The organism is Providencia sp. NPDC089933 (genome assembly GCF_049545585.1).
Classification (GTDB): domain Bacteria; phylum Pseudomonadota; class Gammaproteobacteria; order Enterobacterales; family Enterobacteriaceae; genus Providencia; species Providencia huashanensis.
The window spans coordinates 1-23,415 of sequence record NZ_JBMWDT010000002.1 but is presented as its reverse complement, the minus strand read 5'-3'; the positions used below and the strand labels follow the sequence as shown (position 1 = coordinate 23,415).

Below are 23,415 nucleotides of genomic sequence, written 5' to 3'. Positions count from 1 at the left end.
AGTTATTTCAAAATGGATAAAATGCAAAATACCACTGATATAGACTATCACGCACTTAATGCTATGTTGAATTTATATGATAGCGAAGGCCACATTCAATTTGATAAAGACAAGGAAGCTGCACATCATTATTTTAGGCAACATGTAAATCAAAACACTGTATTTTTTCATGACTTAAAAGAAAAATTAGATTTCTTAGTGCAAGAAAACTATTACGAAAGTAGCGTATTAGGTCAATATGATTTTGAGTTTATCAAATCATTATTTAAACAAGCTTATGCGCATAAATTTCGTTTCCAGACTTTTTTAGGTGCCTTCAAATATTACACCAGCTATACCCTAAAAACCTTTGATGGTAAACGTTATTTAGAGCGTTATGAAGATCGTGTCTGTATGGTGGCATTAACACTTGCACAAGGCTCAGAAAGCCTCGCGATGTTATATGTGGATGAGATCATCAGCGGTCGTTTTCAACCTGCTACCCCCACATTCCTGAATTGCGGTAAAAAGCAAAGAGGTGAACTAATTTCTTGTTTTCTTTTGAGAATCGAAGACAACATGGAATCCATCGGTCGCTCCGTAAATTCAGCATTACAATTATCCAAGCGCGGCGGTGGTGTCGCATTTTTAATGAGCAACTTACGTGAACAAGGCGCTCCAATAAAATTGATTGAGAATCAATCATCTGGTGTAGTCCCTGTCATGAAAATGCTAGAAGATGCCTTTTCCTACGCTAACCAATTAGGGGCTCGTCAAGGTGCCGGAGCCGTTTATTTACACGCGCATCATCCTGACATTATGCGTTTTCTTGATACTAAACGGGAAAATGCCGATGAAAAAATACGCATCAAAACGCTTTCTCTAGGGGTTGTTATTCCTGATATCACTTTCCAGTTAGCAAAAGATAATCAAGATATGTATTTGTTCTCTCCTTATGATATTGAACGCATATATGGTGTTCCAATGTCCGAAATTAGTGTGACAGAGAAATACCATGAAATGGTAAATAACAAGGGGATCAAAAAATACAAAATTAATGCGCGAGAATTTTTCCAAACCTTAGCTGAAATTCAATTTGAATCGGGATATCCCTATATTCTCTTCGAGGACACTGCCAACCGGGCCAACCCAATCGCAGGGCGAATTAATATGAGCAACTTGTGTTCGGAAATACTGCAAGTTAATCGCCCTAGTACTTATGAAGATGATTTAAGCTACCAACAGATTGGTAAAGATATTAGCTGTAACTTAGGTTCAATGAATATCGCTAAAACAATGGACTCCCCTAATTTTGCTCAGTCTATTGAGGCTGCTGTGCGGGCTTTAAGTGCAGTTTCAGATATGAGTGATATACGCTCAGTCCCTTCTATTGCACAAGGTAACCGCCAATCCCATGCCATTGGCTTAGGGCAAATGAATTTACATGGCTACCTTGCAAGGGAGCACATTCATTATGGTTCTGAAGAAGCGTTGGATTTTACCAATATTTATTTTTACTGTGTCACTTATTATGCGCTAAAAACATCCAACCAATTAGCCAGAGAAAGAAAAACTGCATTTATTGGCTTTGAACACTCTACATATGCCTCTGGTGAATATTTCGATAAATATATCAACAACCTTTGGTTACCAAAGACACAGAATGTGCAGGAATTATTCCGACGTTCGGGTATCGAAATTCCAAGTCGTGAAGATTGGCTAGCCTTGAAACAGTCAATTATGACCCACGGAATTTACAACCAGAATCTGCAAGCTATCCCTCCGACAGGTTCAATTTCCTATATTAATAATTCAACATCTAGCATTCATCCTATCGTTTCACGAATAGAAATTCGTAAAGAAGGTAAAATTGGGCGCGTCTACTACCCTGCTCCTTTTATGGATAACAAAAATCTAGAGTATTACCAAGATGCTTACCAAATCGGGCCAGAAAAAATTATTGATACCTATGCAATGGCCACTCAACATGTTGACCAAGGTTTATCTTTAACCCTATTTTTTAAAGATGATGCCACTACCCGCGATATCAATCGTGCGCAAATATATGCATGGCGAAAAGGGATAAAAACACTGTATTACATTAGGTTACGCCAAACCGCCCTAGAAGGAACCGAAGTCGAAGGCTGCGTATCTTGCACTCTGTAATAGGAAAAAATCAAATGACCACCAGCACATCTTATACACCTGTTAAAGCTATCAACTGGAACCGACTTCAAGACGATAAAGATTTAGAAGTTTGGAACCGGTTAACCACCAACTTTTGGTTACCTGAAAAAATCCCGCTCTCCAATGACACACCATCTTGGAACACGCTTACTGCGGCAGAAAAACAGCTCACTATTCGAGTATTCACTGGCTTAACGTTACTCGATACCATCCAAAATACGGTTGGTGCTCCTTGTTTAATGCCTGATGCTCAAACCCCTCATGAAGAAGCCGTATTATCTAATATTAGCTTCATGGAAGCGGTACACGCTCGGTCTTATAGCTCAATATTTTCAACATTGTGCTCGACCACTGATGTCGATGACGCATACCGTTGGAGTGAAGAAAATACAGCGTTACAGAATAAAGCCAAAATCATCCTTTCTTATTATTGCAATTCACATCCACTGAAGAAAAAAATTGCGAGTGTATTTTTAGAATCATTCCTTTTTTATTCAGGGTTTTATTTACCTATGTATTGGTCAAGTCGAGGTAAATTAACTAATACCGCAGACCTCATTCGATTAATTATTAGGGATGAAGCTGTACATGGATATTATATTGGCTATAAATTTCAAAACTCATTACAACAATATGATAATGAAGTACAAAAAGAAATTAAAGATTTCACTTTTTCATTATTACTTGATTTATATGAAAATGAAGTTAAGTATACGCAAGAACTGTATGACTCGGTGGGTTGGTCAGAAGATGTAAAAAAATTCCTTCATTATAATGCGAATAAAGCATTAATGAATTTAGGTTATGAAGCATTATTCCCAGATACAGTGACAGATGTTAGTGCTGCAATATTATCCGCATTATCCCCAGATGCGAATGAAAACCATGATTTCTTTTCGGGCTCTGGCTCATCTTATATTATTGGAAAGGCAGTAAGTACCGAGGATGATGATTGGAACTTCTAATAAACCAGTAAATTTAGTTTATCTATCAAAGCAAATCCCCTAAAAAACTATATCATGATGAATAATAATGATTTTATTTATCATGATATTTTTTAGCTCAAAAAACAGACGATTTATTTCGTTTTTTATATGTATATCTGTTTAATTACTCATTTTTAATGAGTCAATCTGGCAAATTATTTGAAAATAATCCATATTTCAATTATTTTTGATAAGATAAATTAATATAAACTAGTGTATATTACATTTATTTTTCTACTCTAAATGTTAATTTTTATCCGTATTAATAATAAATTAAAAACTTATTACTCCAATAGATTGTATTAAATGCGCTATCTAATAAATTCAGTCTCACCAGTTAGTTAACCTATAGGATCTTAAATTAACGCACTAACGAATTAGGCTAATTATTTCTTTAATCAGCAAGAATAATTCGTCTTTTCTGCATGTGATTTTTTTGATTAATTATGCTTAACCGAGGGTTGTCAGTCGATTTTATTATGCTAGGGTTTATTGCTTGCAAGTTTTGCTAATAACTAAAACAGGAATAATTAAATTTAAACCATAATGATCGAACCCATTAAACTAAAATAGGAATTTCTGCCCTAATAATTTTCAACCGATAGTCGCAATTTTAAAATATTGTTTAAGCTATCACGACAGAATTAATCACATTCAATATGGGCAATCATTCTTCCTTATTGATTGAAAGTTGGGTAAATAATATATGGCAACAAAATTAGAAGTTAAAAATTTATATAAAATTTTTGGGGAAAATCCTGATCCGGCCTTCAAGCTACTGAAATCAGGAATGAGTAAAGATGATATCTTTGAAAAAACAGGCCTAACCGTAGGTGTTCAAGATGTTAATCTGACGATTGAAGAAGGCGAGATCTTTGTCGTGATGGGGCTTTCTGGCTCAGGGAAATCCACGTTGGTACGCCTCCTCAATCGCCTGATAGAACCGACAAGTGGCCAAGTCATGATTGATGGAGAAGACATCTCCGGAATTACTGACAAAGCACTGCGTGAAGTTCGACGAACTAAAATCAGTATGGTGTTTCAATCATTTGCACTTATGCCGCATATGAACGTGATTGATAACACTGCTTTTGGTATGGAACTTTCTGGTATTTCGAAAGAAGAACGGCATAAAAAAGCAATGGATGCCCTTCAACAAGTCAACCTAGAGAAATGGGCTAACTCATACCCTGATGAACTGTCAGGAGGTATGCGTCAACGTATAGGGTTGGCAAGAGCACTAGCCAATGACCCTGATATCCTATTAATGGATGAGGCTTTTTCTGCGCTAGATCCCTTGATCCGAACTGAAATGCAAGATGAGTTGCTCTCTTTACAAGGGGATAAACAGCGCACCGTTGTTTTTATTTCCCATGACCTTGATGAAGCCATGAGAATTGGTGATCGCATTGCCATCATGCAAGGGGGAGTCGTTGTTCAAATAGGCACTCCAGATGAAATTCTGAATAACCCTGCGAATGATTACGTCAAAACATTCTTCCGTGGCGTTGATATTAGCCAAGTCTTTAGCGCCAAAGATATTGCTCGTCGGCGACCTGATGCTCTTTTACATATCGCACCGGGTTTTGGTCCGCGTTCTGCCCTTAAAGTTCTAAATGACGAGGACCGCTATCATGGTTATTTGATCTCTCGAGGTCATACCTTTGTCGGTGTCGTTTCTGTTGAATCCCTCGAAAAAGCGCTCCGTGAAAAAGCCGGTATTGAATCTGCAATTTTAACCGATATCGAGCCTATTCAAGGCGATACATCTTTGAATGAAGTTATCTCAACTATAGCGCAAGCTCCTTGTGCGGTACCAGTCATTAACGAAAAAAATCGTTATTTGGGGGTAATTTCGAAAGGAATGCTGTTGCAAGCACTGGATAAGGAGACGCCAAATGAGTAAACATAATCAAGAACAAACAACTAACCAGCAAGATCCATGGGCGGATGCTTCAGTGCAAGAAGCCCCAACACAAACCCCAGAAACTGCTGCTGATGATCCATGGGCTGCGAGCTCCGATAATAGCCAAACATCTTCAGATGACCCATGGGGTAATGCCCCAACAACAGATGCACCAGCGGAATCTGGCAGCAACGACTGGTTAGATGCAGCGCCAACAGATGGCGTATCAATTGATCAATTTAACTTTATGGACCCATTTCAGCACACATTGTTACCATTAGATTCGTGGGTAACTCACGGTATTGATTGGGTAGTACAAAATTTTCGCCCAGTATTCCAAGCTATTCGTGCACCAATTGATTTTATTCTCAGTGGGTTCGAGCAATTTTTAACCTCCCTGCCCTCCCCCGTTGCCATTATTTTATTTGCTTTATTAGCATGGCAATTCGCAGGAAGAGCAATGGGTATTGCAACATTCGTTTCAATGATTGTTATCGGGGCAATCGGAGCATGGTCAGAAGCCATGGTCACATTATCATTAGTATTAACGTCTCTGTTATTTTGTATTGTTATCGGGTTACCCCTCGGAATATGGCTTGCACGTAGTGATAGAGCAGCAAAAGTAGTCCGTCCACTACTCGATGCCATGCAAACAACACCCGCGTTTGTCTACCTAGTCCCCATTGTGATGTTATTTGGTATTGGTAATGTACCTGGCGTGGTGGTCACCATTATTTTTGCATTACCCCCGATCATTCGTTTAACCATTTTAGGTATTAAACAAGTCCCAGCAGACTTAATTGAAGCCGCAGAGTCATTCGGAGCCAGCCCTAGCCAAATGCTATTCAAAGTCCAGTTACCTTTAGCTATGCCGACAATTATGGCAGGGGTAAACCAAACATTGATGTTAGCACTATCCATGGTGGTGATCGCCTCTATGATTGCTGTCGGGGGCTTAGGACAAATGGTACTACGCGGGATAGGACGCTTAGATATGGGATTAGCCTCTGTTGGTGGGGTTGGGATCGTCATCCTTGCTATCGTATTAGACCGCTTTACACAATCGTTAGGCCAAGATACACGTGGCAAAGCACTATCACGCTGGTATCAAAAAGGCCCTATTGGGTTAATCACTCGCCCATTCAGTAAAAAATAAACACGTTCAACACATCCTCCATCCACGATAGAGCCATTATTTGGCTCTTCGCTTGCAAAGCCAAGCGACGAACCAAAATAGAAGGATAAACATAATGAGAAAGCCAATTATTCTTGCAACTGCCCTGACTGCTATTCTTAGCTCTTCACTCGCGTATGCGGAGTCATTACCGGGTAAAGGAATTAAAATAAACCCTGTACAAAGCACCATCAGTGAGGAAACATTCCAAACCTTAATTGTCTCAAAAGCCCTTGAAAAGCTCGGCTATGATATTAACCCTATCAAAGAAGTGGATTACAACGTTGCCTATTCCTCTATTGCCAATGGAGACGCAACTTTCCTAGCCGTAAGTTGGGTACCTTTACATGATGCACAATATGAAGCTGCCGGTGGTGATAAAGCCTTTTATCGCCAAGGGGACTATGTTGTCAATGCAGCACAAGGCTATTTAATTGATAAAAAAACCGCTGATAAATATAACATTACCAACATTGAGCAATTAAAAGACCCAAAAATCGCAAAATTATTTGACTCTAACGGTAACGGTAAAGCGGACTTAACTGGCTGTAACCCCGGTTGGGGCTGTGAAGCTGCGATCAATACACATTTAAAAGCTTACGACCTTGAAAAATCTATCGATCACAATCAAGGAAACTACGCGGCTATGATGGCCGATACCATCACGCGCTACAAAGAAGGGAAACCTATTTTCTACTATACCTGGACCCCTTACTGGATCAGTGATGTGTTAAAACCAGGCCGTGATGTAGTTTGGTTAGAAGTGCCTTTCTCGGCAATGCCGAATGGTGAAAAAACAGATACTACGCTTCCTAATGGCAAAAACTATGGTTTCCCACCAAACACAATGCACATTGTAGCGAATAAAAAATGGGCTGCCGATAACCCTGCTGCGGCGAAATTGTTTTCCATTATGAAATTACCTATTGCCGATGTGAATGCGCAAAACTTAAGGATGCATAATGGAGAAGCTTCTCAAGCTGATATTGAACGCCATGTGAATGGATGGATTAAAGCACACCAATCCACTTTCGATGGCTGGGTTGAAGAAGCAAAACAAGCTGCCAAATAAGTTAAACTACTGAGCAAAAACTAAAAACCATCTTCTTCTTGAAGATGGTTTTTTTTATAAATAGCGAAAAGAAATAAACCAAGCTTTTGAATTTTGTTTATAGTATTTGCCTAATTGATGATTGGTAATAAAAAATGAAACAACCACAAACGGCTGAACTCACTACTGGCCTAACCATTTTAATGGCAATTTCAACAGGTTTAGTTGTCGCTAGTAATTACTATGCCCAACCTCTGTTAGAGACTATTGCCGAGCAATTTAACCTTACCACTAATATGGCTGGGTTTATTGTGACCGCTGCCCAGTTGGGGTACGCTGCTGGTTTACTATTTTTAGTCCCTTTAGGGGATTTATTTGAACGTAAACGCTTAATTTTGGTTATGACCTTTCTTTCCGCGTTAGGTCTCCTAATTACAGCTTTATCAAATCATGTATGGCAAATATTATTAGGTACAGCTCTCACTGGTTTATTTTCAGTGGTCGCTCAAGTACTTATTCCACTAGCAGCATCTATCGCCAAACCACATCAACGCGGTAAAGCGGTTGGTATCATTATGAGTGGGTTACTGCTTGGAATTTTACTTGCAAGGACAGTTTCAGGGGCTGTCGCCATGGTGGGTGGCTGGAGAGCTATCTATTGGGTAGCTTTCGCTTTATTGATCCTATTGATGATTGTGCTAGCCATCAAATTGCCTCGCTATCACCAAAAAACCAATCTGAACTATTTTCAGTTACTTGGCTCTATCGGTCGCTTATTTTTTGGTACTCCCGTGCTTGCCGTAAGAGCCTCGCTCGGAGCACTTTCATTTGCTAATTTTGGTTTACTATGGACAGCGATGGCTTTTTTATTGGCAAGCCCACCGTTTAATTACTCTGAAGGCACTATTGGCTTATTTGGTCTGGTTGGGGCTGCTGGAGCATTCATGGCATCTCAGGCAGGACATCTTGTTGATAAAGGGAAAGGTAAACTCCTGACCACAATTGGGCTCGTTTTGTTGTTGTTATCGTGGATACCTATAGGGTTAGCTAAACACTCTCTCGTTGCATTTATTATTGGCGTCTTAGTTCTCGACCTTGCAGTACAAGCTGTTCACGTAACAAGTCAAAGTACGTTATACCGTATTTTACCAGAGGCTCGTAATCGGCTTACTGCCGGTTATATGACCAGTTATTTTATTGGTGGAGCGCTAGGCTCACTACTTTCGGGTTATGCTTATGAACATGCAGGATGGGAAGGCGTAGCCATTTCCGGTGTTATCTTAACTGCAATCAGTTTAATTATTTGGGCAATTGGTATTCGTTTTGACCCTACCATCACCGCGCAGGATCAATAACGTTTCTGCAGATAAAAACGCAGCTAACATTTCAGACAAAATGCTAGCTGCAGTGCTTTAACACATAAACAAACCTAACATATCAAAGTGATACCCTATAAGTTTATCAAATAAATATTTTGAATATTGAATTAATAAATATTCATATATTCATTAAATAGTTTTATTTGTTATAATAACTAAGGCGAAAGTTAGCAAATGACACTGTTAAACAAATACTATATCTTAATTAAAAGGTATACTAATAGTTAGTTGTGGCAATTATTAACACATAGAATAATATATAAATTAAACAAAACTCGGTATTTATACGTAATAATTAAAATGTTCCATCTAACTTGTAATTATTGAGTAATAAAAAAAGTGGTATTGAGTTAATGTGATGTGATTATATATTGTTTTATATGATTATATTTAGTGCCTAAATCGATTTATTTTTGGTTGCTTCATAACCAATCATGTCTAAAAAAGCAAAAATGATTGGTTACGCTATACTGAAACCTGTAAATTACATTCATAAAATTTATGAATGATGTATCATAATCAAAATAAAATCGACGGTATTAAGTAAGTATAATTGCTAATTCTATCTTTTAATATACCATTTAGGTGGTTGATGACAGTTGTAATCTTACCAACTGAAACTAATAAGGTATCCAAATAATGGAAAGTTCATTTACACCGACTGAAGAACTACTAAACGCTCGTGTTGCACAGCAAGATTCACATGAAGCACCGATTCCGTATCAAGAAATTCTCTTAACACGCCTATGTATGCATGTTCATGGCAAGCTACTTGAATCACGTAATAACATGTTAAGAGCTCAAGGTATTAATGAAACTTTATTCATGGCATTAATGATCCTTGATACAAAAGACTCCCGTAGTATCCAGCCCTCTGAACTTAGTGCAGCACTCGGTTCCTCACGAACCAACGCCACACGCATAGCCGATGAGCTTGAAAAAAATGGTTGGATTGAACGTAAAGAAAGCCATAACGACAGACGTTGCCTACACTTGCATTTGACTGAGAAAGGAACTGAATTCTTAAATGGTTTATTGCCACCTCAGCATGGCGCCCTTATTGATATTTGGTCTGTTTTGGATGCTAATGAAAAACAACAGCTGGATATGCTGATGCGTAAATTACTCACCAAACTGGATACGATAAAAGATTAACCATGATCTTTATAGGGTTAATGTATTTGAGGCATTCTTACGCTCAAAGGTGAAAAAAAACTTTTCAGCTAACAATATTTCGTTATCCTTTCATTCTTATGCTTTGCGATATCCCATCGAGCAGCAAAATCATTTGTAGTCTTAGTTTCCAGTGGTTAATCCCTAACTACTGGAAACAATTGTGATCCCTATCCATCGAACATGGAGAATATGAGTATGAGTTCCCCTGAGGAAATGCAACAAACGCAGACTCCCCAACCAAATAAAAAAAGACAACGTAGAAATGCGCTCGTGTTTTTAACCATTATTTTTATTGCTATTGGCGTTGGCTGGGCTGTTTACTGGTATCTCGTACTTCGTCATTATGAGTCTACAGACAATGCATATGTCGCAGGTAACCAAGTACAAATTCAATCTCAAGTTTCTGGAAGTGTCATGACGGTCAATGTTGATAACACTGATTTCGTCAAAAGTGGGACCACGCTAGTCACGCTCGACCCTAGGGATGCAGAAATAGCACTTGAAAAAGCAAAAACAGAACTTGCCAATAGTGTGCGCCAAACACGCCAACACATAATTAACAGCCGCCAATTGCAAGCGAACATTGCCGTTAAGCGTTCAGAACTTAACCGATTACAAAATGATTTAAAACGCAGAGAAGTTCTAGGTAGTAGCAATGTTATCGGCAAAGAAGAACTACAACATGCCAGAGAGGCTGTCGTCAGTGCAAAAGCCGCATTAGATATGGCAATTGAACAGTACAATGCCAATCAAGCCATTGTTCTTAACACCCCAATAGCAAAACAACCCGCTGTAGAACAAGCCGCAACACAAGTGAGAAACGCTTGGTTAACCTTACAACGAACTAAAATCGTCAGCCCCGTCGATGGTTATGTTTCCCGCCGCAGTGTACAAGTAGGTTCACAGATTACGCCTTCAACACCATTAATGGCTATCGTCCCTTCTAGTGGCATGTGGATTGACGCTAATTTTAAAGAAACTCAACTTGCGGATATGCGTATTGGCCAAACTGCAAAGGTCACCACTGATTTCTACGGTAAAGATATTGTTTTCAATGGAACCGTCGTCGGTTTAGATATGGGGACAGGAAGTGCATTTTCATTACTCCCCGCACAAAATGCGAGCGGTAATTGGATCAAAGTCGTACAACGTCTCCCCGTTCGTATCGCCTTAGATGCTAATCAAGTTGAAGAGCATCCCCTGCGCATAGGGTTATCAACTGAAGTGACCGTCGATACTTTAAATAAAGATGGCAAAGTACTTTCTAAAGGCATGCGCGATACACCTGCATACCACACTGCAGCATTAGCCGTTGATATGTCACCTGCCGATAAAATAGTTACTGAGATAATTAATAATAACTCAGGGAATAAATAAGTGAGGGAGCAACCGTGACGCCAGCACCGTTAACAGGATCAAAACTTGCTTGGATGACTATTGCCCTTTCATTGGCAACCTTTATGCAAGTACTTGACTCTACGATTGCTAACGTAGCGATCCCAACTATTGCGGGTAACTTAGGTGCTTCTAACTCACAGGGAACTTGGGTAATTACCTCCTTTGGTGTCGCTAATGCAATTTCAATTCCAATCACTGGCTGGCTAGCTCGCCGGATAGGCGAAGTAAGATTATTTTTGTGGTCGACAGGGCTATTTGCTTTAACTTCATGGCTATGTGGCATTTCTAGTAGTTTAGAAATGCTAATTTTATTCCGTGTATTACAAGGCTTAGTTGCGGGGCCACTGATCCCATTATCTCAGAGCCTGCTTCTTAATAACTACCCACCAGCTAAGCGAAATATGGCATTAGCTCTTTGGTCAATGACCATTGTCATTGCGCCTATTTGCGGGCCAATTCTTGGTGGGTACATTAGTGACAACTATCATTGGGGCTGGATATTTTTTATCAACGTACCATTTAGTATCGCGATTATTTTTGCCATCATGAAAACGCTAAAAGGTCGTGAAACAAAAATATCGATACAACGCATTGATACTATTGGTTTAGTATTGCTTGTAGTAGGGATTGGCGCATTACAAATCATGCTTGACCAAGGCAAAGAACTCGATTGGTTTAACTCTACCGAAATTATTGTTTTGACCATAATTGCCGTTGTTGCTATTGCTTTCCTGATCGTATGGGAGCTCACGGATGAACACCCCGTAATTGACCTTTCACTATTTAAAGAACGGAATTTTACTATTGGCTGCTTATCCCTAAGCCTCGCTTACATGCTATATTTTGGGACCATTGTATTACTGCCCCAATTATTGCAGGAGGTTTACGGCTATACCGCAACATGGGCAGGCTTGGCTTCTGCACCCGTTGGTTTATTACCCTTGTTAATTACCCCAATAATTGGTCGTTTTGGTAACCGAATTGACATGCGCTATCTGGTTACATTCAGCTTTATTATCTATGCTGTTTGTTACTATTGGCGAGCTTATACCTTTGAACCGGATATGAGTTTCGCAGCAGCAGCATGGCCACAATTTGTACAAGGCCTAGCCATCGCCTGTTTCTTTATGCCACTAACAACCATTACCTTATCAGGCCTACCGCCTGAGAAAATGGCTTCAGCATCCAGCCTATCCAACTTTACCCGTACATTAGCAGGGGCAATAGGAACATCGATTACTACCACGATGTGGACACAAAGGGAATCAATGCACCATGAAAACCTCACAGAGTTTGTCAACCCTTACAACCCTAATGCCCAATATATGTATCATGAACTGGCAAAGATTGGTTTGAATGAGCAACAAAGTGCTGCATATTTAGCGAAAACTATTACAGACCAAGGGCTTATTATCTCCGCAAATGAGATCTTTTGGTTATCCGCAGGGATTTTTATCTTATTAATGGTCATTGTTTGGTTTGCAAAACCCCCATTCGGTGCAGGTTCAAAAGGTGGTGGTGCACATTAGCCCCCGATTTATCATCCTAGCCCCACTTTTTATGTGGGGTTATTTTTTTGCTTATCGCCTTTCTAACCAATACACTAATTCACTAATCAGATTGCTCAGGTAAATTATCATGAAATCATGGGTTGAAAATAGCCAGCTAGTAGAACTGATCAACACCTTAGATGACTTCCAAGCAGAGCAATACCGCAAAAAACTTATTTGCTATGTCAATCAATACCAAGAAATTTACCCTTTCGATATATTGGACGATGTTCAGGCTTATCTGCAGCTAAAACTTGAAGCTGATGACCTTGATTTTACTTGTATTCCACAAGAAATTACTCAAGCCATCGAAACAGGCTATTATGAATACTGCATCAGTTTAAATGAAATTTCTGCAGCTTATAAAATCGTGACAAAAGTAACACCATTAACCCGCTTAGACCTTATTCAATTCGCAAATCATTTGCTAGAAGCTTATTCATGTAATTATTCCGAAGAGGAATTTTTAGCCCCTAAATTAACTGAGCTAGTTTGCTTATTGCATAAATAATATTCTTTATACAAAAAATATTACATATTTGCTCAGTCATAGGCTTATAGCGCAATAACAACTCAACGAGTGAAACTCATTAAGCCATAAATAATTAATCGGCTATTGCTAAAAATACCCCCCATAATAGAAGTTAAGCCCGCATGACTTTTAATTTGCTATTTCGTCACGTATTTGTTCCCCCCACTCACACATCATATTGAGAACTGGAATTAACGTTTTTCCTCGGGGAGTTAAACTATATTCTACTTTAGGGGGGATTTGAGGGTATTCCTCTCTAAATACTAAACCATCTTTTTCTAACTCTTTAAGCGTCGAACTTAATGTCTTGTAAGTAATCGTTCCGATACAACGTTGTAACTCATTAAAACGGATCACTTCTTTATGTTGGGCTAACCAATACAAAATGATCATTTTATATTTGCCATTGATCACGGAAAGCGTATACCCGAAGCCAGTTTCTTGCGGGTTAATACCACTCAAAGCACATAATATTTCCTCTCTATTTTTCATATTATCACTATCCTTTAGGTAAGTATGTGTCGTCAGTGTGCGTATTTTCTTTTTTGAAATTGGATTTTATACTGCCAATACTTTCAAACAAAGGAATAATTTAGTGAAAACTTTAATCGTCGTCGCTCATCCTAATATGCAAGACTCTGTTATTAATCGTCATCTATTAGAACAAGCCGCCAAACAAACCAATAACTTTACGATCCATAATATTTATGAAGCTTATCCAGATTGGAATATTGATGTTGCTAGAGAGCAAGCGCTAATTGAAGCCCATGACAATGTGATCTTACAATTTCCTATTTATTGGTTTAACTCTCCGCCATTACTTAAAAAATGGCTAGACGATGTATTTACTTATGGGTGGGCATATGGTTCACAAAGTCACGACAGACTGAAAGAAAAAACGATCGCTTTAGCCGTTACCGCTGGAATTAGGGATGAGGACTACCATTCTGAAGGAAAATATCAGTATACACTCGCTGAGATATTGCGGCCGTTCGAAGTTACCGTCTTATACATTAATGCTAAATGGGGCGGCTTTTTTGGGTTTTATGGTACCGAAACATATGACGAAAAAGGACTAACTGAATTATCACCTGAAGGGAATATTACGGATAAACAAATGACCCAATATTTAGAATTTATTGAATCAATAAATCGTTAAGTTAGCTCTCACTTTATACGAGCTAAATGTAAATCCAGAACTAGCTTTACATTTAGCTAGCCTGGATTTAATTTTTACTCAGTGCGCTATTACTTAACTTGGTTTTGCTGCCACCATTGCGCCAACATAATTCCAGTTGCAACAGACACGTTCAAGCTTTCTACTTTACCTGTACCGCCAATATACAGACTCATATCCCCTTGATCCCACGTGCTATCACTTAAGCCATCACTTTCTTGGCCTAATACTAAGACCATTTTAGCGGGTAACTTAGCTTTCGCTAAATCTTGGCTTCCTTTATGGCTAGAGGTAGTCACAATGGTATAACCTGCTTGACGAAATTTATCCAACGTTGAGGTTAAACCGTCAGCATCAATCGCTTTAATATGCTCAGCGCCGCCTTCTGCGGTACGAATTGCTGCACCAGACTCTAGCATGCCAGCATCTTGCAAAATAACGCCTTTCACACCGAAGTGGGCACAGCTACGCATCATTCCGCCTAGGTTATGTGGGTTACCTACATCTTCTAGTGCTAATACACAATCTTTCTCTGCCGCTTGCTGTATATAAGCATCTGCGCTCATTCCACCACGCTTTTTGATGATAAAACAGACACCACCATGGTGTTCAGTGCCCGATGCCTTTGATAACTCTTCATCATCAACAACATGGTAAGCTTTACGGTTTGCCGCCATCCATTTTAATGCATCACGAAAACGTGGCGTCACAGATTGTAAGAACCACGCACGAACAATCGCATCAGGCCGGTTCTTAAACATAGCTTGGCATGCGTTTTCACCATAGATACGCGTTTCTTCCTGACGTTGCTTACGTAATTGCTCCGGGTCTATTTGGCTTTTACCCGCAATTCCACCATGGTCGTTAACCAGTTCTTCGCTATCTGGTTTAGAAACAGTGCGCCATGGTGAACGCTCACGAGATACATCATCGCGGCTATCAGAACGACGCTCCGGACGATTAGGGCGCCCACCACGGTCATTTCTTCCATCACGTCGGTCATTACTGCGTTTATCATTACCACGTCTATCGTCACGCCCTCCGTCACGACCGCCACGGCGTTTATCATTATTTTTATTGTTGTCCGCTTCTTCACTACGGACATACATCACTTTTACTTTGCCGTTTTTACCACTAAATTCATTCGAGTCGTTCATCACTATCCCCTACTAAGCTATGGCGCGAAGATTACATGATGTTGCAAGGCTACGCCACCGATTCACGCTATTATCTCACCGAAAACTTATTGAATATACTTCTATCGTATAGAAATCGTTTTGCGTACAATAAGCCCCTCATTTTAAATCCTCTAAAAACCTTAATTAACCATGACCCCGAATGCAGTTTATCACCTTCGCCAGCAGCGCCTTGCATTATCAACTAAGCCTTTTAAAGCCAGAGGTTGTCGAGTAAAACGCTGTGAATATTGCTTGTTACCTGTTCCACAATGCTTATGCAAAGATACGGTATCATCACAAGCAAAAAGCCAATTTTGCTTAATTATGTTTGATGGCGAAGTATTTAAACCAAGTAATACTGGGAAATTGATTGCAGATATTTTGCCTAATACCCTCGCATTCCAATGGTCAAGGACTGAACCGGACGCGCAGTTATTAGCTATATTACAAGACACCACAAAACAACCATATCTTATTTTTCCAGAGAGCTACGCTGAAAGTGAACGCACCGTGGTAAATCAACCAAATATCTCTGAAAAACCCCCGTTGTTTATTTTATTGGATGGCACTTGGCCTGAAGCCCGTAAAATGTTTCGAAAAAGCCCTTATCTCAATAATCTTCCAATGCTTTCAATCAATACCAAAGCAAGAACTGATTATTTATTACGGACGCCATCAAGGGAAGAACAACACTGTACAGCGGAAGTTGCTGCAACAGTTTTAGAATTAGCTGGGGATACCAACGCATCTCAACAATTGTTCAGCCACTTCAACCTATTTCGCCACAAATATCTTGAAGGTAAACCTCACCATCCAATGGCACAAATGATGCTAAATGAAACCTCGCTCTAACTATTTTTGGGTAATTTTTTAATTTATTTTACGCACGTAGTACCAAGAAATTTTAACTTTCGGACCATCATCATCATAAAACGTGAACGTGCTTGTATAAATTAATTAAATTGGCAGGATAAACTAGCGCAAAGTCAAAGTTAGGGCATAGTATTCATAAGTATTACTCAGCCTATTTTATCTATTGAGCTTTTAGTTCGTTCCAGCAAAACGGAAGGTTACCAATCATGGGTTTAGTGAGTCAGCTAGAATCTTTATTCAGACCAAAGTCTATTGTTGTTATTGGGGCATCTGAAAATCCGAACCGTGCAGGTTCGGTGATGATGAAAAATCTCCTAACCAGTGGCTTCAAAGGGCCAATCCTTCCTGTTAACCCAAACCGTCATTCAGTACTTGGTGTATTTGCTTATCCATCAGTTGATGAACTCCCTCTTAAACCTGATCTTGCTGTAATTTGCACTCATTACTCACGGAATATCGATTGTTTGCATCAATTAGGTGCTGTTGGTTGTAAGGTTGTGATTGTTTTATCATCCCCTTCTATTCAATTTAATGAACTTAAAAAAGTTGCTCAACAGTACCAAATGCGGTTACTTGGCCCAAATAGCTTAGGCTTCCTTGCCCCATGGCAAGGGCTAAATGCCAGTTTTTCACCTATTCCAATTTTAAAAGGAAAACTCGCCTTTATCTCTCAATCTGCCGCGGTCTCAAACACTGTTCTTGACTGGGCAAGGCACAGAGAAATCGGTTTTTCCTACTTTATTGCCCTTGGTGATAGCATCGATATCGATATCGATGACTTATTGGATTACTTAGCTCGGGACAGTAAAACAAGTGCTATTTTGCTTTATCTTGAGAACATCAGTGATGCAAGGCGCTTTTTGTCTTCATCTCGTAGTGCATCACGTAATAAGCCAATTTTAATCATAAAAAGTGGTCGTACGCGTAAAGCACAAGAACTACTCGGTGATAAACCTAGCTTAGACGCCGCCTATGATGCGGCTATCCAACGGGCCGGGCTTTTACGTGTACAAGACACTCATGAAATGTTTTCCGCCGTAGAAACATTAAGTTATATGACGCCATTACGGGGGGAACGCCTGTCTATCATGAGCAATGGTTCAGCACCCGCAGCGATGGCATTAGATGAACTACTGTTACGCAATGGTAAGCTGGCTAAGCTAAGTATTGAAACCGAAAATGAATTAAGCTCTTTATTGCCTCTTGATTTATCAACGCAAAATCCTATCGACTTAGGGGATGACTCAACGGTTGAACGCTACATCAATGTGCTAAATAAAATGCTTGATAGCCACGACCACGATGCTTTGTTATTGATCCACACACCGAGTGCGATCACTGAAAGCAAAATAATGGCAGAAAAAATTATTAAGGCCATAAAGCAGCACCCTAGGGGGAAATGGCTAACCATCCTAACCAATTGGTGCGGCGAATATTCATCTCAAGAATCACGCCGACTTTTCAGTGAAGCTGGTATTCCAACTTATCGTACTCCTGAAGGGGCTATTACCGCCTATATGCATATGGTGGAATACCGCCGTAATCAAAAACAACTCAAAGAAACTCCAGCGCTCCCTGTGGGTATTACGGCAAACACTCAGCAAGCTCATGAATACATCCAACAAGCATTAACTAACAACAACCTTCATTTAGATACCCATGAAGTCCAGCCTATCTTAAAGGCATATGGCTTAAACAGCCTTCCAACATGGATTGCCCATTCAAGTGATGAGGCCATTGAAATTGCAGAAAAAATTGGTTATCCCGTTGCATTAAAACTACGTTCTCCAGATATTGTCCATAAATCTGAAGTACAGGGGGTTATGCTTTATTTACGTAATGCGAAAGAAGTCGAGGATGCCGCAAAAGCAATTATTGAGCGTGTTTCCACTAATTTCCCTAATGCACGCATTGAAGGGTTACTGGTACAAAGTATGGCAAACCGAGCTGGGGCCCAAGAGCTAAGAATTGCTGTTGAATTAGACCCCGTATTTGGTCCCTTAATTATGTTAGGAGAAGGCGGTATTGAATGGCAACAAGAAAGCCAAGCAGCCGTCGCCTTGCCGCCACTTAATATGGCTTTGGCCCGTTATCTGGTAATCAATGCAATTAAAGGATATAAAATCAAATCCAGAAGTGCCCTAGAACCTTTAAATATACTAGGGCTATCTAGCTTATTGGTCCGTGTTTCAAATCTAATTATTGATTGCCCGAATATTACACGTTTAGACATTCATCCATTGTTAGCTTCAGGTGACGAATTTACCTTGCTTGATGTCTCTATGACATTAAGTCCAACAGATAGTGCAACAACATCGAGGCTTGCTATTCGCCCTTATCCGAGCGAACTCGAAGAAACTATCGCCTTAAAAGAAGACCTAACCTGCCTGCTACGGCCTATTCTTCCTGAAGACGAACCATTACTGAAGTCCTTTATCGAACAAGTCACCAAAGAAGATCTTTACTATCGTTATTTTAGCGAGATCAGCGAATTCACCCATGATGATCTCGCAAACATGACTCAAATTGATTACGACAGAGAAATGGCTTTCGTGGCCGTCAAAAACCAAGGTTCTAATCCTGAGATTATTGGCGTTACCCGTGCAATGGCCGATCCAGATAACCAAGAAGCTGAATTTGCTGTATTAGTGCGCTCAGATATGAAAGGGCAAACTCTTGGTTACCAGCTAATGCAAAAGCTGCTTAATTACACCCGTAACCACGGTATAAAAAAATTGACGGCAATAACCATGCCTGAAAATAGAAATATGATCAGCTTGGCAAAAAAATTAGGCTTTGAAATTGATGTTCAGTTTGAGGATGGGGTCGTAAACCTAACACTCTATCTGTAAAAAAACTGGGTATAACTACATAACTTGTATGGTAATTAAACAGGCTGTTAATTTGTACTAAATGGTTTGGCTAAATATGCTATCATCCATAGATCATTCGCTTGAAAATGTGCGTAAAGCGATTTGCTATTGGACTAATAAGAGAAAATTCACACTGTGATGTTGTCAAAATTAAAACAAGCAAAACATCAACAATATTTGGTTAGTTTACCTAAACTGTCTCAAGAAATTGCTGATGTAAAAACGCTATATAAGACAGAAGATTTTCGTGATGAACTGCTGAAACAAATTTCTCAGGCTCAAAATACTATCTACATAACCGCTTTGTATTTAGAGAAAGATGATGCAGGCAAAGACGTACTTCATGCGTTATATGCTGCAAAACAAGCTAATACATCATTGGATATCAAAATTCTCGTAGACTGGCACCGTGCTCAACGTGGCAGAATAGGCGTTGCAGCAAATGCAACTAACGCCGATTGGTACTATGACGTTGCTCAGCATTATCCTAATATCGATATTCCAGTCTATGGCATTCCTGTTAATACTAGGGAAGCCTTAGGTGTGTTGCACCTAAAAGGTTTCTTGTTTGATGATACTTTACTGTACAGCGGTGCAAGTATTAATGATGTTTACTTACAACGTCATGATAAGTACCGTTATGATCGGTATCATTTGATCAAAAATAGCCAACTTACCGCATCAATGAAAAAATTTATTGATGACTCGTTATTACAAGCCGAGGCTGTTCATTTACTAAATACAACAACTCGCCCTAAAACAGCTGAATTTAAACACTTAATCAAACAATTTCGTTTGGGGTTAAGGGGTTCTTCTTATCAATTTATCGGGAATGCCTCAAACGATGAGCTATCCGTAACTCCATTTGTCGGTCTTGGTAAAAAGAATGATTTAAACCGTGTGATCACTCATTTAATGGGCTCTACCAATAAAAAGCTCACAATTTGTACGCCCTATTTTAATCTACCAGCAGTTTTAGTTAGAATTATTAGTCGGTTGCTAAGAGAGGGTAAGCAAGTCGAAATTATTATTGGTGATAAGACAGCTAATGATTTCTATATCCCACCTGAAGAACCATTTAAAATTATAGGTGCACTACCTTATCTCTATGAGATAAACCTGCGCCGCTTTGTAAGCCGTCTGCAACGTTTTATCGATAATCAACAACTGACCGTTAGGCTGTGGAAAGATGGTGAAAATACCTATCATCTAAAAGGGATGTGGGTAGATAATCAGTGGCAGTTAATAACAGGTAATAACTTGAATCCTCGGGCATGGGGGCTAGATCTTGAAAATGCAGTGCTTATCCACGATCCAAAACAAGAATTACAAGATCAACGTAGCCACGAATTAGAGTGCATCCGCACGCACACAAAAGTGGTAGGCCATTTTCGGGAACTTGATAGCATTCAAACCTACCCAGTAAAAGTAAAAAAACTTATCCGCAGATTACGTCGAATACGTGTGGATAGGCTAATTAGCCGGATTTTATAACCCCAGTCCAAGTCAGCGTCACTTTAGTGGCGCTTTTTATGGCCGTTGACTCGGTGATGATACCTACTATGTTTAAGCCATTCATTATTAGTATATTCATAATGTTAATCACTGGATGTAGTGGTTATCATTGGTCTAATGATAACTGGAAAGGCAAAGATAAAGCCCAACACTTCGCATTTTCCGCAGCAATGGCTGCAGCAGGAAATGCATATGCTGATAGGCAAAATATGCGACATAGAGACGCAGCACAATTCGGTGTTTTATTTTCAGTCTCACTAGGTGCTGCAAAAGAATTATATGATAGTCGGCCAGAAGGAACAGGTTGGAGCTGGCATGATTTTACTTATGACGTTGCTGGAGCTGTAGCAGGATATAGCTTATATCAATCATTTAAATAATCTTTGGTTTCATCTTTATCGTCCCCTTTCACTAAATCATTCCTTACCGGATGCCCCCTCTTCACTATCTTATACATTTCGTTCTCTATCGAAGCATCCCTAAAAAAATTGACTATATTAAGGCTTTCTAACTGAAGGGGGTTTTATGATCGCAGTACTATTTGAAGCAAATCCAATTCCTGAACAACAAAGCCGTTACTTTCAGCTAGCCGCTGAACTCAAGTCAGAGTTGCTAAATATTAAAGGATTTATTTCTATTGAGCGTTTTCAAAACCTAACAACCACTGGGAAGATTTTGTCTCTATCGTGGTGGGAAAATGAAGAAGCCATAATTGAATGGAAAAACAATATGCAACACCAACATGCTCAATTTGAAGGGAAAAGCACCATTTTTTCACAATACCATATTCGGGTAGCACAAGTTATCAGAGATTATTCATTAAATAAAAGAGACTAACCTTTATGTATGATATTTATGTGATCCTTGATAATCAACCGGGCAAATTAGCGATACTTGGCGCTACATTAGGCCAACATGGCATCAGTCTCGAAGGTGGCGGTGTTTTTTCTGTCGAGGGCAAAAGCCATGCACATTTTTTAATTGAGCACACAGAAAATATTCATCAAGCTCTATTCTCCGTAGGTTTACAGCTTGAAAGCATTTCACAACCTGTAATTTGTCAACTCAATCAAGATTGCCCAGGAGAGCTTGGCAAAATAGCTGCACACCTCGCTCATTATCATATTAATATCCTTGTGCAATATAGTGATCACAACAATAGGTTGATACTATTAACCGATAACAATGAGCTCGCTATTAAAATCACGAAAAAATGGAGTGTTCCCCGTGAGATCAACCCAGCCAGACCTCCTAACCGAGGAAAATGAACACTTAGAACGCTCAATTTCAAATGTTGCCTCTGCAATTGCTGACCCCTCAAGGGTCAGTATTCTTTGTGCGCTAATGGATGGCAAGGCTTGGACTGCAACAGAGTTAAGTACCGTTGCAGGGGTCACACCTTCAACGGCCAGTGCCCATCTGGCAAAATTGTTAAATAGTCAATTAATTACCTATCTGTCTCAAGGGCGACACCGCTACTATCGCCTCGCTGGTACAGATATCGCAGCTCTAATTGAAACTTTAATGGGGGTTTCAATGAAAATGAAGAGTCAACCCCCCACCACCACACCTATTACCTTACGCAAAGCGCGCACCTGTTATAACCACCTAGCAGGAGAAATCGCAGTAAAAATCTATCAATCTATGCAAAAAAGAGGCTGGATATTAATCGAAGAGAACAAACTTTCTACATTTGGCATTGACGGTTTTAAACAGCTAGGCATCAAATTACCAATAAAGACAACAAAAAAAATGGTGTGTGAATGTTTAGACTGGAGCGAACGAAGTATGCATCTGAGTGGAGTCGCTGGCGCTGAATTATTAAAAATATTTGAGCAAAACGGATGGATAAACAGAATAAAAGGCTATAGGGAAGTAAGTTTTACATCAACGGGCAAAAAAGCCTTAAAGCGCTATTTTGAAATTGATATCACCTAATTTAACTATTTAATATTATTAGCATTCTTCGGTTTATATATGTAAAAAAGCCCCGTGATTTTCATCACGGGGCTTGATTAAGTGGCGGAACGGACGGGACTCGAACCCGCGACCCCCTGCGTGACAGGCAGGTATTCTAACCAACTGAACTACCGCTCCACTTATTCTTTTCGCCTTTCGGCAATTTACTGCTTCTTATAAGCAATAAATTTTTAATTAATGTCTGGCAGTTCCCTACTCTCACATGGGGAGACCCCACACTACCATCGGCGCTACGGCGTTTCACTGCTGAGTTCGGCATGGGGTCAGGTGGGACCACCGCGCTATTGCCGCCAGACAAATTCGGTTTGTTCCCGTTTAGCACATTTCGTCACTAAACCAGAACTGCAATCTTGAACAAGCTGCCATGTCCCTCGCCTCTCGGCTTCTCACGCTCATTGAATCAACGTCATCTCTCAATCTCTAAAACACCTTCGGTGTTGTCAGGTTAAGCCTCACGGTTCATTAGTATTGGTTAGCTCAACATATCGCTATGCTTACACA

At 39.7% G+C, this 23,415-nt stretch carries 20 protein-coding genes, 1 tRNA gene and 1 rRNA gene; 18 read left to right on the top strand and 4 right to left on the bottom strand.

Annotated features, from left to right (window positions below; translation table 11 throughout):
* The first annotated feature begins 12 nt into the window (after positions 1-12).
* The 10 genes from nrdE to ACPEH5_RS03800 all read left to right on the top strand — a co-directional run bounded on the left by nrdE (position 13) and on the right by ACPEH5_RS03800 (position 13,297).
* Positions 13-2,145 carry a class 1b ribonucleoside-diphosphate reductase subunit alpha gene (gene nrdE, locus ACPEH5_RS03845; protein ID WP_131680481.1) on the top strand — a complete coding sequence of 711 codons (2,133 nt, stop codon included), beginning with the start codon at positions 13-15 and terminating at the stop codon, positions 2,143-2,145.
* Entirely contained in the window at positions 2,145-3,131 is a 987-nt protein-coding gene (nrdF, locus tag ACPEH5_RS03840) for a class 1b ribonucleoside-diphosphate reductase subunit beta (protein WP_261984780.1), read from the top strand. Before nrdE ends, nrdF begins: the two co-directional genes overlap by 1 nt.
* 727 nt (positions 3,132-3,858) lie before the next feature.
* Positions 3,859-5,058, top strand: coding sequence for a glycine betaine/L-proline ABC transporter ATP-binding protein ProV (gene proV / locus ACPEH5_RS03835; protein ID WP_281110676.1), 1,200 nt, complete (start codon positions 3,859-3,861; stop codon positions 5,056-5,058).
* Positions 5,051-6,214 carry a glycine betaine/L-proline ABC transporter permease ProW gene (gene proW, locus ACPEH5_RS03830; protein WP_042848392.1) on the top strand — a complete coding sequence of 388 codons (1,164 nt, stop codon included), beginning with the start codon at positions 5,051-5,053 and terminating at the stop codon, positions 6,212-6,214. Before proV ends, proW begins: the two co-directional genes overlap by 8 nt.
* A gap of 94 nt (positions 6,215-6,308) precedes the next feature.
* A complete protein-coding gene (gene proX / locus ACPEH5_RS03825; protein WP_042848394.1) occupies positions 6,309-7,304 on the top strand; it encodes a glycine betaine/L-proline ABC transporter substrate-binding protein ProX in 996 nt (331 codons plus the stop codon).
* Positions 7,305-7,438: 134 nt separating this feature from the next.
* The gene (locus tag ACPEH5_RS03820) at positions 7,439-8,638 is read left to right on the top strand and encodes an MFS transporter (RefSeq protein WP_042848397.1); all 1,200 of its coding nucleotides are present in this window, start codon (positions 7,439-7,441) and stop codon (positions 8,636-8,638) included.
* Positions 8,639-9,301: 663 nt separating this feature from the next.
* A complete protein-coding gene (mprA, locus tag ACPEH5_RS03815) occupies positions 9,302-9,817 on the top strand; it encodes a transcriptional repressor MprA (RefSeq protein WP_042848398.1) in 516 nt (171 codons plus the stop codon).
* Between the two features lie 216 nt (positions 9,818-10,033).
* Positions 10,034-11,215, top strand: coding sequence for a multidrug efflux MFS transporter periplasmic adaptor subunit EmrA (emrA, locus tag ACPEH5_RS03810; protein ID WP_042848400.1), 1,182 nt, complete (start codon positions 10,034-10,036; stop codon positions 11,213-11,215).
* 14 nt (positions 11,216-11,229) lie between these two features.
* Positions 11,230-12,765 carry a multidrug efflux MFS transporter permease subunit EmrB gene (gene emrB, locus ACPEH5_RS03805; RefSeq protein ID WP_042848401.1) on the top strand — a complete coding sequence of 512 codons (1,536 nt, stop codon included), beginning with the start codon at positions 11,230-11,232 and terminating at the stop codon, positions 12,763-12,765.
* A gap of 109 nt (positions 12,766-12,874) precedes the next feature.
* The gene (locus ACPEH5_RS03800; protein ID WP_208292086.1) at positions 12,875-13,297 is read left to right on the top strand and encodes a hypothetical protein; all 423 of its coding nucleotides are present in this window, start codon (positions 12,875-12,877) and stop codon (positions 13,295-13,297) included.
* A gap of 150 nt (positions 13,298-13,447) precedes the next feature.
* On the opposite strand, the gene ACPEH5_RS03795 is transcribed toward ACPEH5_RS03800, so the two are convergent.
* On the bottom strand, positions 13,448-13,810 hold the full coding sequence (locus ACPEH5_RS03795; RefSeq protein WP_042848404.1) for a winged helix-turn-helix transcriptional regulator: 363 nt from the start codon (positions 13,808-13,810) through the stop codon (positions 13,448-13,450).
* A 103-nt stretch (positions 13,811-13,913) separates the two neighbouring features.
* Here ACPEH5_RS03795 and ACPEH5_RS03790 point away from each other — a divergent pair, with 103 nt between their 5' ends.
* Complete coding sequence (locus ACPEH5_RS03790; RefSeq protein WP_166687226.1) at positions 13,914-14,477, top strand: NAD(P)H-dependent oxidoreductase; 564 nt, start codon at positions 13,914-13,916, stop codon at positions 14,475-14,477.
* A gap of 89 nt (positions 14,478-14,566) precedes the next feature.
* Here ACPEH5_RS03790 and ACPEH5_RS03785 read toward each other — a convergent pair whose 3' ends face one another.
* On the bottom strand, positions 14,567-15,652 hold the full coding sequence (locus ACPEH5_RS03785) for a tRNA/rRNA methyltransferase (protein WP_131680476.1): 1,086 nt from the start codon (positions 15,650-15,652) through the stop codon (positions 14,567-14,569).
* A gap of 171 nt (positions 15,653-15,823) precedes the next feature.
* On the opposite strand from ACPEH5_RS03785, the gene ACPEH5_RS03780 reads away from it, so the two are divergent.
* The 7 genes from ACPEH5_RS03780 (at position 15,824) to ACPEH5_RS03750 (ending at position 22,872) form a co-directional block, all read left to right on the top strand.
* Complete coding sequence (locus ACPEH5_RS03780; protein WP_042848409.1) at positions 15,824-16,525, top strand: tRNA-uridine aminocarboxypropyltransferase; 702 nt, start codon at positions 15,824-15,826, stop codon at positions 16,523-16,525.
* 227 nt (positions 16,526-16,752) lie between these two features.
* Positions 16,753-19,398 (top strand): bifunctional acetate--CoA ligase family protein/GNAT family N-acetyltransferase, encoded by a 2,646-nt coding sequence (locus tag ACPEH5_RS03775; protein ID WP_281110677.1) that lies wholly within the window; start codon positions 16,753-16,755, stop codon positions 19,396-19,398.
* A gap of 159 nt (positions 19,399-19,557) precedes the next feature.
* Positions 19,558-20,913 (top strand): CDP-diacylglycerol--serine O-phosphatidyltransferase, encoded by a 1,356-nt coding sequence (pssA, locus tag ACPEH5_RS03770; RefSeq protein ID WP_042848412.1) that lies wholly within the window; start codon positions 19,558-19,560, stop codon positions 20,911-20,913.
* A gap of 68 nt (positions 20,914-20,981) precedes the next feature.
* Positions 20,982-21,314 (top strand): YfiM family lipoprotein, encoded by a 333-nt coding sequence (locus ACPEH5_RS03765; RefSeq protein WP_166687235.1) that lies wholly within the window; start codon positions 20,982-20,984, stop codon positions 21,312-21,314.
* A gap of 145 nt (positions 21,315-21,459) precedes the next feature.
* Positions 21,460-21,771: an antibiotic biosynthesis monooxygenase family protein gene (locus tag ACPEH5_RS03760; protein ID WP_281110678.1), complete on the top strand. Its 312-nt coding sequence runs from the start codon at positions 21,460-21,462 to the stop codon at positions 21,769-21,771.
* Between the two features lie 5 nt (positions 21,772-21,776).
* Entirely contained in the window at positions 21,777-22,202 is a 426-nt protein-coding gene (locus tag ACPEH5_RS03755; RefSeq protein WP_042848415.1) for an amino acid-binding protein, read from the top strand.
* The gene (locus tag ACPEH5_RS03750; protein WP_371025592.1) at positions 22,162-22,872 is read left to right on the top strand and encodes an ArsR/SmtB family transcription factor; all 711 of its coding nucleotides are present in this window, start codon (positions 22,162-22,164) and stop codon (positions 22,870-22,872) included. Before ACPEH5_RS03755 ends, ACPEH5_RS03750 begins: the two co-directional genes overlap by 41 nt.
* Before the next feature lie 82 nt (positions 22,873-22,954).
* On the opposite strand, the gene ACPEH5_RS03745 is transcribed toward ACPEH5_RS03750, so the two are convergent.
* Both ACPEH5_RS03745 and rrf read right to left on the bottom strand, forming a co-directional pair.
* A tRNA-Asp gene (locus ACPEH5_RS03745) sits at positions 22,955-23,031 on the bottom strand.
* 62 nt (positions 23,032-23,093) lie between these two features.
* Positions 23,094-23,209 (bottom strand): 5S ribosomal RNA (rrf, locus tag ACPEH5_RS03740).
* Positions 23,210-23,415: the final 206 nt, after the last annotated feature.

Coding starts and splice junctions, on each gene's coding strand:
- nrdE (WP_131680481.1), top strand. CDS start 13: ATGGATAAAATGCAAAATACCACTGATATAGACTATCACGCACTTAAT.
- proV (WP_281110676.1), top strand. CDS start 3,859: ATGGCAACAAAATTAGAAGTTAAAAATTTATATAAAATTTTTGGGGAA.
- proW (WP_042848392.1), top strand. CDS start 5,051: ATGAGTAAACATAATCAAGAACAAACAACTAACCAGCAAGATCCATGG.
- proX (WP_042848394.1), top strand. CDS start 6,309: ATGAGAAAGCCAATTATTCTTGCAACTGCCCTGACTGCTATTCTTAGC.
- ACPEH5_RS03820 (WP_042848397.1), top strand. CDS start 7,439: ATGAAACAACCACAAACGGCTGAACTCACTACTGGCCTAACCATTTTA.
- mprA (WP_042848398.1), top strand. CDS start 9,302: ATGGAAAGTTCATTTACACCGACTGAAGAACTACTAAACGCTCGTGTT.
- emrA (WP_042848400.1), top strand. CDS start 10,034: ATGAGTTCCCCTGAGGAAATGCAACAAACGCAGACTCCCCAACCAAAT.
- ACPEH5_RS03800 (WP_208292086.1), top strand. CDS start 12,875: ATGAAATCATGGGTTGAAAATAGCCAGCTAGTAGAACTGATCAACACC.
- ACPEH5_RS03795 (WP_042848404.1), bottom strand. CDS start 13,810: ATGAAAAATAGAGAGGAAATATTATGTGCTTTGAGTGGTATTAACCCG.
- ACPEH5_RS03785 (WP_131680476.1), bottom strand. CDS start 15,652: ATGAACGACTCGAATGAATTTAGTGGTAAAAACGGCAAAGTAAAAGTG.
- ACPEH5_RS03780 (WP_042848409.1), top strand. CDS start 15,824: ATGACCCCGAATGCAGTTTATCACCTTCGCCAGCAGCGCCTTGCATTA.
- ACPEH5_RS03775 (WP_281110677.1), top strand. CDS start 16,753: ATGGGTTTAGTGAGTCAGCTAGAATCTTTATTCAGACCAAAGTCTATT.
- pssA (WP_042848412.1), top strand. CDS start 19,558: ATGTTGTCAAAATTAAAACAAGCAAAACATCAACAATATTTGGTTAGT.
- ACPEH5_RS03765 (WP_166687235.1), top strand. CDS start 20,982: ATGTTTAAGCCATTCATTATTAGTATATTCATAATGTTAATCACTGGA.
- ACPEH5_RS03760 (WP_281110678.1), top strand. CDS start 21,460: ATGATCGCAGTACTATTTGAAGCAAATCCAATTCCTGAACAACAAAGC.
- ACPEH5_RS03755 (WP_042848415.1), top strand. CDS start 21,777: ATGTATGATATTTATGTGATCCTTGATAATCAACCGGGCAAATTAGCG.